The sequence below is a fragment of the Coleofasciculaceae cyanobacterium genome (genome assembly GCA_036703275.1).
In the GTDB taxonomy this organism is placed as follows: domain Bacteria; phylum Cyanobacteriota; class Cyanobacteriia; order Cyanobacteriales; family Xenococcaceae; genus Waterburya.
The window spans coordinates 44491-57167 of the sequence record DATNPK010000070.1; the positions used below are offsets into that span (position 1 = coordinate 44491).

Below are 12677 nucleotides of genomic sequence, written 5' to 3' on the forward strand. Positions count from 1 at the left end.
TAAAAACAGAAAAACGACCAGGGAAATTAAGATTCCGCGATCGCTTGTTTTTAAATAATTCAACCAGATGCTTGCTGTTGGCTCAATTCTAGTTTAAAGAAATACTAGATACCCAAGTTTTGTTGCTCAGAGTTTTTTCAGGCAAAGAACTAAGATCTCCGTTGGCCGCTTCTGAAGTTTCACCAATTGTTTTAGATACCTCTATCCCCGATTGCTCCAAAATAACTAAGGGTAAAGATAACTGATTTTGAACGATTCTCTTAACTAATACTTGACCATTAGATAAGTATTCCCCAACCTCAACATAACGACTCGTGCTTTCTTCTGGTGCTTGAACAATTAATCTTGTTCTACCATTAGCTTGATACAGCCCTGAAACAACGACATTTTGTGCCAAAGTTGGCTCTACTGGCGGTTTGGGTTGGGGCAAATCTGCATTTGTATTGTTGTCCTGGTTCGTCTGTTGAGCAGGTTGGCTTGGCGTATTGGTAGGAACTGTTGGAGAACTTGCAGGCTTTTCTTCTTTTGGCTCAATTTTGATGCGTGGATTTAAAGTGACTACGGAGAAAGGATCATTCCTACCACGAATAATACTTCTAACTCTAACATCAGGATTAGTTGCCGGAATTAGATTAACAATTTCTTGAGTAGGCTCAACTTCCTCTTCTAAATCAGTAAATTCTGCTTCCACTTCTTGATTCTCAGCCTGTTGTGAGGCATTTATCTCCGAAGGAATAGGCTTAGCTGTATTTTCATCTAGTTCTTTTTTAGAATCAGCAAAGTCAGCGAAAAAAGAACAGCTTTGAGTTAGCAAAGCTAACGTTCCTGTTAATATCAACAATACAGCTTTATTCATAATAATTATCTAAGTATCGATTAAGATTACCTAATTTAATCTGTAACCAAACAATTCCGACTTCAAGATAATAGTTGATTTTCAAATCAGCTAGAGCCTAAAAATTAAGGGGTTTCTTGTGTCATAGACTTCTTTAGTAAATTCAAACCTTTTTTTAATTGACGAGAAACGGTTACCACGCTAATACCAAGCATTTTTGCGGTTTCCTTCTGAGTCAAGTCATGTAAAAAAACAAACTCCAAAACATTTCTAGTACGGTCTTCTAATTCAGCCAAACTTTGCTGAAGACGAACCCGATCTTCATAAACTAAATGAAAGCTGCGATGTTTAGGATCGGCAACAAGATCGCATAAACTGATCTGACTATTTAAGTCGTTATTAACCGAAACATCTAAACTCAAAGGTTTACGATTTTGATACGCTAATTTAATATCTTGCCATTCTTTGACAGATACTTCTAAGTACTGAGCAATTTCCAAATTAGTAGGCTGACGATGATGTTCTTCGCGAAAATCATGGACAAAAGCGATCGATTGTTGCCGTAATTCTAACCAACGTCGCGGAATCCTTAAAGTACAACTTTTATCTCTCAAATAGTGTTGAATTTCGCCTCGTATGTAGGGTATAGCAAAAGAACTAAAAGCATTTCCTTTCTCGACATTAAAACGTTCTATCGCTCTAATTAATCCTATTGAACCAACTTGTAATAGGTCTTCAAAGCTCTCATTACATTGACTTATCCAATGATACGCTTCTTTTTTAACTAGACCAAAATTCAGCTCCATAATCTCATTTCTTACCTTGGTCAATGGTGTTTTTTGGTATTGCTGGAATAGATAAAGACTGTCTAGTTTTATATTTTTATTAACACAAGTTGTCATCAAATTTAGTCCCTAGATAGAGAATAATTTATAATTTTAAAGTTACTAATTTACTTGATTTGAATAAAGCTGGTTCAGAAACAATTACAGCTTATTGTTTCTTTGGTCTATAAAACAACAGCATTTATACTATTTTTATTTAATAAGGTTTAAATCTAGACCAGAATTACACTTAGTTTTATGTAAGAACACTCACTATTCTAAGTAGATTTACTAATAGTAATTTGAGATTATATAAAGATATATAGTAGATAGCTATGTAATTTGAGAAGAATATCGAACTATAGCCGTAGAAAATTAGATTAGGATAGAAAACGGACATCACGAGCTTTTGAGGAAACCTCAAAAGACGTGTCCTCAACTATTGGCTCGTAAGTAGTAAGTAGCAATCAAATAAAATTATCCTAACTTTTATACGTAGTGCTATATATAGAAAAAAACTGACTATTGATTTTATTTAAAATGTTACTTTTATGGCACTTAGAACACAAAATTTTCAACTAGTAAGCTGAAAAAATAGTCTGACAAATATAGAGTAATATGCTTGATTAAATTGAGCGCTAAATCGAGCAAAAATTATTTTTAAGTTTACTCTTGGTATCTATTTGCTTGATTTACCCTGAATTTTTATTGAACAGTCTGTGTCTTTTCAAAGGCATAAAAAAAGGGGCATTTGCCCCCAATAATTGCTAATTTATTTAGAATTGACTGCTTAATTAAATAGCATATATTTATTTAATTGATTATTAAGCATTGGATTCAATTCTGCCATAGAAAATACCGCGAACTTTTACTTCTTCTGGTTCTTCTGCTCCTAAGTCAGTTGCAGAAGGCTGTTCGCTTTCAAATACCCCAGCAATTTCTCCCGTTTCGCTATCTATCTTAGTAACGTTAAGAGACATTTTTCCTTTACGAGAAACAAATTCTTTTACGTTAGCGTTAGAAAATCTTGCGTCATCAGCTAGTCCAGGCAAAGCCACGGCATTATCATAACCACTAGCAAGACTACGACCTTTAGGATCTAAAAATACCTGTCCGCGATAAGAAGGTACCTTAAACTCACCTTCAAAGTCAGTCGAGGTATTGATACTGTTAGCATTTGCTACGGTAGTACCTTGAAATTGTTTCATCGTGAAGAGGAAGGGAACTTCTTTGCCTCCAGGTAACAAAACAGTAGCAGGCTGAAAATCAATACCATCAATTTCAGTAAAGGTTAAAGTTCCATCATCGTTGGCGTCAATAATGCCTTGGATCTGATCGAGGGTAGAGGTGTATCTAGTTAATAATTTGCCTTGAATAAACTCAGCTTTTTGGCGTTTGCTAACTGGTTCTTCTTTAACAAAGTATTCCCTAGGTTCCAGACATAAGTCTCGGATAGTATATTTTTCACCTGCTTTAACAGGAATAGTGCCACGACTGCTATTAGGTAGTTCTAGGCAAGTATTAGCAATTCCAGTATTTACAATATCATCGTACGTAAGTTCGTTTCTACCTACGTCACTAGAATTACTACAGGCACTCAGTACTCCTAAGCATAATGCTAGAAGACTGGCAATAATTGTACGGTATCTCATAGTCAACTTCATTTTGTCAATTTTAGATTTAACATCGAGCGCGAAAGATGTTGAAAATAGGCTCTTCTTAAGAAATTAGCCATTTTTATAGATGCTATCTACTCTACCAAATAAGGACTACCAATAATTCGATCGCTCAAAAATATCTTTTTAACAACGTGCTTAACTTAGCAACAAGTATTCGCTAATCGGTTTATGATTATGGTAAATTTTGGCTAAAGTAGACAAAAAGTTCATTTTTACTCTTACATGGCAAATGACTCAAGACCAAGATATAAACTCGATTGATTCAGATAGCCTTCTAAAAGAAACCGCAAAAGATCTATGTGCCTTGGCAGAGAAACATCAGAACGATAGTTTATTTTTGTTGTCTTTGTTACGCGATTTAGAACAAATCCATCGCCAAATTAGAGTGAGGTATTTTGAATCTGCACTGCCTCAAACTCGCAACGATTTATATCAATTTGTTAAAGATATAGAAGAAAAAGGTGGCTGGCCGTACATAGAAAGAATGAAATTAAAAGATTTGTTACAAAACATAGAAATCATCAAATCTAAAGTTGATTACCCTCAAAAAAAGGCTAGCTTCCCGCAGCAAACTGAATCAGAAGAACTTTAGAAAATGAGTTGAAGATCGATAATTTGGCGGTAACTCTTTTTTAGTGTTCAAACTTCAGAGAAACGGTTAATCTGGAAGGTGTTATTCTTAATTGTTAAATTTTTGGTTATATGGCTTTTACTGTTAATCCAATTAAATTTGGTACAGACGGTTGGCGTGGGGTAATTGCTGCTGACTTTACCTTTGAGCGAGTAGCTATGCTAGCACCGATAGCAGCTCAAGTCTTAGCAGATAATTATGGAGATACCGCTAATAATCGTACCGTGATTGTTGGCTATGATCGCCGTTTTATGGCAGAAGATTTTGCCCAACTGACCGCAGAAGCACTACAAGAAGCGGGATTTGATGTATTATTATCTGAGTGTTTTGCTCCTACCCCCGCATTTAGTTGGGCAGCAAAAGCTCATAATGCTCTTGGAGCAATTGTGATGACCGCATCTCATAACCCTGCTGCATATTTAGGATTAAAAGTTAAAAGTGCTTTTGGTGGTTCTGTGCCGCCAGAAATTACCGAACAGATTGAGGCGAAAATTGGTCAGCCTGTACCCAAAGCTGAAAAACCAGGAAAACTAGAAAAATTCGATCCTTGGACGAGTTATTGTCAAGGATTGCAGCAAAAAGTAGATATTGCAGCCATTAAAAATGCGATCGCTTCAGGAAAATTAAAAGTATACGTAGACGTAATGCACGGCGCAGCAGCTACTGGTTTGGAACGTCTTTTAGGCTGTGCGGTAGAAGAGATCAATAGCGATCGAGATCCGCTGTTTAACGGAGGCGCGCCCGAACCTCTGCCGAAATATCTCCCTGACTTTTTTAAGGCGATTAAATCAGGAGCAAGCCAATATCCTGATAGCATCAGAGTTGGGCTGGTATTTGATGGAGATAGCGATCGTATTGCTGGTGCAGACGCAGAAGGTAATTTCCTGAGTTCCCAAGTATTGATTCCCATTTTGATCGAGCATCTAGCAGAACGTAAAGGCTTTACAGGAGAAATTGTCAAGACTGTCAGCGGTTCAGATTTAATTCCTCGTTTGGCTCAAATATATGGACGTTCTGTCTATGAGACACCTATTGGCTATAAATACATCGGCGACAGAATGCTCAACGCCGAAGTGATGATCGGTGGAGAAGAATCTGGGGGGATTGGTTACGGTACGCATATTCCCGAACGGGATGCTTTGTTATCAGCTCTTTATGTCTTAGAAGCAGTTGTCGAGTCTGGAGAAGATTTAGGGGCTATATATGCTCGGCTACAGCAGAAAACCAATTTTACGGCTTACTACGATCGCATCGATCTTCCCCTAGCTAGTATGGATGTCCGCGCTAAGTTATTGAAGCGTTTGCAAAATGCGACTCCCAAGGAAGTTGCAGGAATGCCTGTGAGCGATTGTCTCGATGTTGATGGCTATAAATTTAGGCTGGATGATAATACTTGGTTGCTAATTCGCTTTAGTGGTACAGAGCCAGTATTACGCCTTTATTGTCAAGCTCCCACTATGCCAGAAGTACACAAGGTTTTAGAATGGGCGAAAGATTGGGCAAACTCTTAATAGGCGATCTCCAAAGATCGCTCATTTAACAGTAGGGGTAAGCAATGCCTTACCCCTACAATATTTATGGTCTTTTTAATTAATAGCAAAATCAATCATGGCAAAAAAACTGGTGGTTGCTACAGGAAATCCTGGTAAGTTGCAAGAGATGCAGGAGTACCTAACTGGTTTGCCTTGGCAGTTAGAATTAAAACCTGCGGTAATAGATATAGAAGAAACGGAGACTACTTTTATCGCCAATGCTCGTTTAAAAGCATCAGAAGTAGCAAAGGCAGTAGGAAAGTGGGCGATCGCCGATGATTCGGGTTTAGCGGTAGATGCCCTTGATGGTGCGCCAGGAATTTATTCGGCACGTTATGGTCAGACTGACGAAGCTCGGATTAATCGTTTATTGCAAGAATTAGATGATACCAGTAACCGACAGGCAAAATTTATCTGTGCAGTAGCGATCGCCAATCCTGATGGTGAGATTGTTTTAGAAACTGAAGGGATATGTCCAGGTGAAATATTATATTCTCCTCGTGGCGATAATGGTTTTGGTTACGATCCAATCTTTTTTGTCCCAGCGCAACAACAGACTTTTGCCGAAATGTCTGCTTCAACCAAAGGAAAAGTTAGTCATCGGGGGGTTGCATTTGCCCAACTAATGCCTGAGTTAAAACAATTGAGCGAACAAGTATAAATACTTATTATTTATTACTGATTACTTCAGAAATAGCCAGCCGTAACCGAGAAAAGCGATCGCCCAAAGTCCAGCATAAATATAACCCAGTCTTTTCTTGTAACTATTAGATTCAGCTTGGTTTATGGCCAGGTGAATTGTTAGAGCAACAGGGGCAAACCAAAATAATAAAGATAGGGCGATCATTATGTTACCTTGCATTATTAAAACTTTTCTTGATTAACTCCATGTTTGGTCTAAATAACTCCTGTAGGGGCGATATGTCTATGCCTTCGGCAGCTACGCAACGGCAGAAGGCATAGGCACTGCCTTGCCCCTTCTGACTTCTGACTTCAACTTGATACGATCACTGACCTAGCATCTGTAACTTATAAAGGTTGGCATACAAACCTTCAGCTTCTAATAATTCATCGTGACTACCAGATTCTACTAGTTCTCCTCGCTTTAACACCAAAATTTTATCTACGTTGCGGATTGTCGAAAGGCGGTGGGCGATAATAATTGCCGAACGATTAATTAATAACTGTTCCAAAGCTTGTTGAATCAAAGCTTCGGTAGAGACATCTAAGCTGGAAGTAGCCTCATCCAAAATCAAGACGTGTGGATTACGAATGGCTACCCGTGCGAAAGCTAAAAGCTGTTTTTGTCCTCCAGAAAGGTTTGTGCCTCGCTCCCGCAAGATTGTATTGTAACCCTCGGGTAAATCTTCAATAAAGCGATCGATATTCACTAACTTAGCAGCCTGTTTAACTTCTTCAAGAGAATAATTATCGCCCAAGGTGATATTTCGTTTGACATCTCCTGCAAACAAAAAGCTTTCCTGTAAGATTACGCCAATATAGCGTCGTAAATCTGCTTGGGGAATGTCTCTGATATCAATTCCATCTACTAAAATTCTGCCTTGACTAGGTTCATAAAGACGGCACAACAAACGAATAATCGAGCTTTTTCCCGCACCCGTAGGACCAACTAACGCTACTTTTTCTCCAGGCTTGATCGTGAAATCGAGATTTTTAATTATATACTCACCGCTTTTGTAGCCAAACCAAACATTTTCAAAGCGAATTTCGCCAGTTTTGGCTGTCCCAGAATCATCAGCTGTCTCTGTTAATAAAGTACGGTGTCCTTCAGCGATAGAAATGACTTTATCCCTAATTTCAATCGGTTCGTTTAACAATTCAGTAATCCGTTCGATCGCCGTAAATCCAGACTGGAACATGGTGAATTTATCAGCAAACTGACGCAGAGGATTAAATAACCGTTGAGCATACAGAATAAACGCCGATAATGCTCCATAAGTCATGGTGTCTTGTAGCACCAAAATACCCCCAGCCCAAAGAACTGCGGCGATTGCCACTAGAGCAATCCATTCTAACGTTGCGGATACAGCCGAATCATGAAATATAGTTTTATCAACCTCTAGGCGGTAACGTTCATTAATTGAGCGGTACATTTCGCTGTTATATTTTTCCCGTCGAAATAACTGAACAACATTAATTCCGGCAATATTTTCTTGCAGCATGGAATTGAGCTTTGAAAGTTCTTCTCTAGCTTTGTAGTTGGCTTTGCGATACTGCTGCTGAAAATAGATAATTAGTACCGTGACAGGAATCAGCATTGCAACCAAAATAGACGCTAGTTTCCAGTTAGTGACGTAGATGAACCCTAAAATTGCCAGAATAGAAACAAAATCGCTCACTATCCCAATTGCACCACTAGCAAAAACATTTCCTAAAGCTTCTACATCGCTAGCAATACGGGTAATCAGCCTACCAACGGGAGTGCGATCAAAAAAGCTCGATGCTAAAGCAGTCACGTGAGTAAATAAATCTTGTCGAACTTCGGCAGTAATTTCTTGTCCAATTTTCTGGACTAAGTAGCCTTGAACCGAAGCAAACATTAGCCTGATTAAAACTGTTAATAACAACAAACCAGTTAAGAGATTAATACCCTCCGCATTGGATACTCCGTCGATAAAACTCCAGGTTGGCTCATCTTTTAACAATGATATAGCTTGACCGATAATCAAAGGCTGAATTGAACCTGCTACTGCTAACGGTATTAATAAAATTAAACAAAATATTAATGTTCCTTTGCTTTCACGAGCATAGGGTATTAGCTTGAGAAATAATCGCCAGTCATTGTCTTGATTTTTAATTTTAGTTTTTGGATTTGGAGAAGCGACAGTCATAAAATTTATTTTTAACTGAGACAGAGCATATCTATAGGGTTTTGACCCTTATCTCTTAGCTGATTTAAGTAAACCGTTCATTACAAATTATGACTGATCGTAGCGAGGATGTTATATCTATCGGTTTTAGTAGCTATTTAATTTTTCAGCTTTTCTAATAAACCGCTGAGATGATCGCGATTTAAACGGTAGCTTAAGGGATGAGCAATTAATCTCGCGCTGCTTTCATACAGCACATCGATTTCAATCAAGCCATTCTCTTTGAGAGTTTTTCCTGTAGAAACTAAATCAACAATAGCTTCAGACATTCCCGTAATTGGTCCTAGTTCTACTGAGCCAGATAATGGGACAATTTCTACAGGGAGATCGATACCATCAAAATGTTCTTTAGCACAGTTGACAAATTTAGATGCCACTCTACCATGGGGCGGTAATTCAACAGAGCGTCGATAGGAGCTGGTTTTAGGTACTGCTACAGATAGGCGACAATAGCCAAATTTAAGATCGGTCAAATTAGCAACTTCGGGTTGTTTTTCTCGCAGCACATCATAGCCGACGATTCCTAGTTGTGCTTGACCATACTCTACGTATACGGGTACATCCTGCGCCCTTACTAGCAAAGCTCTAGCAGTATTAGTCGGCTCGACAACCTGTAGCTGGCGGTTGGTTTTATCCAAAAAGGCACTAAAATCTAAGCCGACGCTGCAAAATAATTCGATACTGTCTTTTAATAATGCGCCCTTAGGTAAGGCAATAGTAATCATAGGAATTATTAATTATTAATGGTTAATTGTTTATTGCTATTTTCCTAGTTTTTGAGGTGTAGTCAGTTTAACTTAAACTAGTGTGTTCTTTGCTAATACTTGATTTCACCTTAAATAGCTTATCGTGTATATAGATTAAAAAAGTAATTGTTTCTAACGTTAATTGTTCCGAGCAACAGTAAACCGAATGTCAGGAAATAGCCATACAAATCGTGCCTAATTAGCTAAAATGTGGCAATCATGGCAGTAATATAGAAAAATCCCTGAAAACATAATTTGTGTTTAGCACCACACCCAATAAAAGCAAATTAAGCCTATTTAATGTGTAGCGTTAGGGTATTTTCCTTTAAGAATTTAGATGGAGGTATCAACTGCAATGGATTGTAGTCATATTCAGTTCTGTACTGGTCAATCGAAAGTAGATTTCGGACAATTGCAATATTTATTGGCTAAAGCGGCTTTTTGGGCAAGAGAACGAAACATAGAAGATCTCAAATTGGCGATCGCCAATAGCAATCCTGTTGTCACTGTCTGGGATGGTGATCGCCTTATCGGTTTTGCCAGAGCCAATTCTGATGGTGTTTACCGCGCTGCTATTTGGGATGTGGTTATCGATCCAGATTATCAGGGAGTGGGTTTAGGTCGAAAGCTGGTGCAAACAGTCCTATCTCATCCTCTGGTTAGCAAAGTGGAAAGAGTCTATTTGACCACCACCCATCAACAGAGCTTTTACGAACGGATTGGCTTTGAGCGTAACGAAACCACAACTATGGTGTTATGTAACTCCAAATCTACTGAAGACTTAGCCCGACGAATCCAAGAACAACTTCCAGTAACAATTGACAATTGATAATTGCTTAAAAAGCCAAGAGCTAATAGCTAAAGCCCGTGCATGATTCCCGTGCATGGTGTATCCGTTCAGGGACACCTTCGGACGATGCCCGTGCATGACTAGCCCTAAAGGATTAGCTTCGCGTCCTTCGCGTCGCGAAGCGAGTGACTTCAGTATAAGCTTCGCGTTGTCCTTTAGGACGAACCATATTTATTCCCAACCATAAAACCCACAACGATCTAAGCCATCACCATACCGCCGTCAACGTTAAATACCTGACCTGTAATATAGGCTGCTGCGGGATCGGCAGCTAAAAAGCGGATCGCTCCTGCAACTTCTTCGGGTTTGCCATAACGACCCAGGGGAATAAAGCTGATAATATCATCTGATTTAAGATCGTTAGTCATATCAGTTTCAATAAATCCTGGTGCAACGGCATTAACGGTGATACCACGATTGGCTAATTCTTTTGCCACAGTTTTAGTAAAACCAATTACCCCAGCTTTAGCTGCACTATAGTTAGCTTGTCCTGGGTTACCCATTTGTCCCGCAACGGAAGCAATATTGATAATTCTGCCACTGCGTTGCTTGAGCATGGTTTTACTAACGGCTTTGGTACACAAGAAAACCCCAGTTAGATTGAGGTCAATCACTGCTTGCCATTGTTCGGGCTTCATGCGCAGCAATAAAGTATCTTTAGTAATACCAGCGTTGTTCACGAGAACGTCAATGCGTCCGAATTTATCAAGGGTTGCTTTAATTAGATTGTCTACCTCATCACTCTTGGAGACATCCGCTTGTAAAGCGATCGCTTCTCCTCCAGCCTGAGCAATTTCTTGTACCGTAGCCTCGGCAGCATCACTAGAGCGAGCATAGTTAACTACAATTTTTGCCCCTTGATTAGCTAACGCCAAAGCTGCTGCTTTACCAATTCCTCTAGAAGCCCCCGTAACTACTGCAACCTTTTCTTTTAAATGCTGTAAATTCTCCGGGAGTAATTCCATAGCTTGCCCCTCCTTGCATATGCTTAAGAAACTCAATAAAATTACTAAAGTTTCCTTCTGACTTAGCTATCATATAGGCTAACTAGTCTCTTTAGACTAATTTTCGCTTCGCAACTCAATAAGTTATATACAAGGCGATCTCTATGGCAGTTAAAAAGCAATTTTCCAGTTTTGAAGATTTATTAGAAAATTCCAGTATCCCTGTTTTAGTAGATTTCTACGCAACTTGGTGTGGTCCTTGTCAAATGATGACTCCAATTTTAGAACAGGTAGGAGCTAATTTACGCGATCGCCTTCAAGTAGTCAAAATTGATACGGATAAATATCCAAATCTGGCTTCTAAGTATCAAATAGAGGCTTTGCCAACTTTAGTTCTCTTTAAAGACGGTCAACCAGCCGAAAGAATAGAAGGTGTATTGCAAGCACAACAGCTAATTCAGCATCTAAATACCCTGGTTTAAATAAAGTGGCATTAGGTGTAATTAGTTGCTACTGTTGTTTGTCAATTATTAATATCGCTTTAAACAGTAATCTGAGATAGTTGTAATTGTTTCTCTTGCCAATTTAGACTGGTTTAAATATCTTTGACTCATAAGTGACAGCCAATTATGCCTAATATAACCGTTGATTTACCGCAAGATTCTTATGCGATCGCGATCGCCCCTAATAGCCTGAAGCAGTTGGGTAGTCGAATCAAACAACTGAATATTGGCAACAAAGTATTAGTTATTTCTAGCCCAGAAATCTTTAATCATTACGGTGATGCCTGTCTCAATTCCCTAAAAGAGGCTGGCTTTGAAACCTATACTCATTTGATACCCGCGGGGGAAACACATAAAACCCTTGAGTCGATTCAACAGGTGTATGACACTGCACAAGCTAATCATTTAGAACGCTCGTCTACATTTATAGCTTTAGGCGGGGGGGTTATTGGCGATATGACGGGATTTGCGGCGGCAACTTGGTTGAGAGGCGTAAATTTTGTGCAAGTACCAACCTCTTTGTTAGCAATTGTCGATGCTTCTGTCGGTGGGAAAACAGGAGTCAACCATCCTCAAGGCAAAAATTTGATTGGTGCTTTTTATCAGCCAAAACTAGTGGCGATCGACCCAAATCTATTAAAAACCTTGCCTGTTAGAGAATTTCGGGCAGGAATGGCAGAGGTAATTAAATACGGAGTGATTTGGGATGAGGATCTGTTTACCAAACTAGAACACTGCGATCGCCTTGATAGTTTAGATAATGTCGGTAACGAACTGTTGGAGATCATCATTACTCGTTCTTGTCAGGCAAAAGCCGAAGTAGTTAGCCAAGACGAAAAAGAAGCAGGATTACGGGCAATTCTTAATTACGGACACACTATTGGTCATGCAGTAGAAAGCTTAACCCACTACAAGCAGTTTGTTCACGGCGAGGCAGTGGCTATTGGTATGGTGGCAGCCGGAAAAATTGCCGTTGAAATGGATTTATGGACTCAGCAAGAAGCCGATCACCAACATACTTTGATTGCCAAAGCAGGATTGCCCACAGAGATTCCGCCTGAGTTAAAGATCGAAGATATTTTAGAAACTATTAAAAGCGACAAGAAAGTAAAAGCAGGAACAGTTCGCTTTATTTTGCCTATAGCGATCGGCAAGGTTACTATTAGCGATCGAGTAACTCCAGAAATAATCAGACAGGCTTTAGGATAATGTTAAATGCTCAATGTTAAATATTAAATGTTA

The 12677-nt window shown here is 39.0% G+C and carries 13 protein-coding genes; 6 read left to right on the top strand and 7 right to left on the bottom strand.

The window, feature by feature from the left end; translation table 11 throughout:
- Positions 1-88 precede the first annotated feature (88 nt).
- The 3 genes from V6C71_12765 to V6C71_12775 all read right to left on the bottom strand — a co-directional run bounded on the left by V6C71_12765 (position 89) and on the right by V6C71_12775 (position 3311).
- A complete protein-coding gene (locus V6C71_12765) occupies positions 89-856 on the bottom strand; it encodes a hypothetical protein (protein HEY9769344.1) in 768 nt (255 codons plus the stop codon).
- 104 nt (positions 857-960) lie between these two features.
- A complete protein-coding gene (locus tag V6C71_12770) occupies positions 961-1737 on the bottom strand; it encodes an RNA polymerase sigma factor SigF (GenBank protein ID HEY9769345.1) in 777 nt (258 codons plus the stop codon).
- Between the two features lie 746 nt (positions 1738-2483).
- Positions 2484-3311, bottom strand: a complete 828-nt coding sequence (locus V6C71_12775; protein ID HEY9769346.1) for a photosystem II manganese-stabilizing polypeptide — start codon at positions 3309-3311, stop codon at positions 2484-2486.
- Between the two features lie 211 nt (positions 3312-3522).
- On the opposite strand from V6C71_12775, the gene V6C71_12780 reads away from it, so the two are divergent.
- From V6C71_12780 to rdgB, 3 genes are all read left to right on the top strand, one after another.
- On the top strand, positions 3523-3930 hold the full coding sequence (locus V6C71_12780) for a hypothetical protein (GenBank protein HEY9769347.1): 408 nt from the start codon (positions 3523-3525) through the stop codon (positions 3928-3930).
- A 110-nt stretch (positions 3931-4040) separates the two neighbouring features.
- The gene (locus tag V6C71_12785) at positions 4041-5480 is read left to right on the top strand and encodes a phosphoglucomutase/phosphomannomutase family protein (GenBank protein ID HEY9769348.1); all 1440 of its coding nucleotides are present in this window, start codon (positions 4041-4043) and stop codon (positions 5478-5480) included.
- Positions 5481-5577: 97 nt separating this feature from the next.
- Positions 5578-6162 carry an RdgB/HAM1 family non-canonical purine NTP pyrophosphatase gene (gene rdgB / locus V6C71_12790; protein ID HEY9769349.1) on the top strand — a complete coding sequence of 195 codons (585 nt, stop codon included), beginning with the start codon at positions 5578-5580 and terminating at the stop codon, positions 6160-6162.
- A 21-nt stretch (positions 6163-6183) separates the two neighbouring features.
- On the opposite strand, the gene V6C71_12795 is transcribed toward rdgB, so the two are convergent.
- The 3 genes from V6C71_12795 to hisG form a co-directional block, all read right to left on the bottom strand.
- Entirely contained in the window at positions 6184-6363 is a 180-nt protein-coding gene (locus V6C71_12795; protein ID HEY9769350.1) for a hypothetical protein, read from the bottom strand.
- Between the two features lie 145 nt (positions 6364-6508).
- Positions 6509-8353, bottom strand: a complete 1845-nt coding sequence (locus V6C71_12800) for an ABC transporter ATP-binding protein (GenBank protein ID HEY9769351.1) — start codon at positions 8351-8353, stop codon at positions 6509-6511.
- Positions 8354-8490: 137 nt separating this feature from the next.
- Positions 8491-9117 carry an ATP phosphoribosyltransferase gene (gene hisG / locus V6C71_12805; GenBank protein ID HEY9769352.1) on the bottom strand — a complete coding sequence of 209 codons (627 nt, stop codon included), beginning with the start codon at positions 9115-9117 and terminating at the stop codon, positions 8491-8493.
- Between the two features lie 376 nt (positions 9118-9493).
- On the opposite strand from hisG, the gene V6C71_12810 reads away from it, so the two are divergent.
- On the top strand, positions 9494-9967 hold the full coding sequence (locus tag V6C71_12810; protein ID HEY9769353.1) for a GNAT family N-acetyltransferase: 474 nt from the start codon (positions 9494-9496) through the stop codon (positions 9965-9967).
- A gap of 221 nt (positions 9968-10188) precedes the next feature.
- Here the strand turns inward: V6C71_12810 and fabG are convergent, their stop codons facing one another.
- Positions 10189-10953 carry a 3-oxoacyl-[acyl-carrier-protein] reductase gene (fabG, locus tag V6C71_12815; protein HEY9769354.1) on the bottom strand — a complete coding sequence of 255 codons (765 nt, stop codon included), beginning with the start codon at positions 10951-10953 and terminating at the stop codon, positions 10189-10191.
- 143 nt (positions 10954-11096) lie between these two features.
- Here fabG and trxA point away from each other — a divergent pair, with 143 nt between their 5' ends.
- Together trxA and aroB are read left to right on the top strand one after the other, a co-directional pair.
- Positions 11097-11414: a thioredoxin gene (gene trxA, locus V6C71_12820; protein ID HEY9769355.1), complete on the top strand. Its 318-nt coding sequence runs from the start codon at positions 11097-11099 to the stop codon at positions 11412-11414.
- Positions 11415-11561: 147 nt separating this feature from the next.
- On the top strand, positions 11562-12644 hold the full coding sequence (gene aroB, locus V6C71_12825; GenBank protein ID HEY9769356.1) for a 3-dehydroquinate synthase: 1083 nt from the start codon (positions 11562-11564) through the stop codon (positions 12642-12644).
- Positions 12645-12677: the final 33 nt, after the last annotated feature.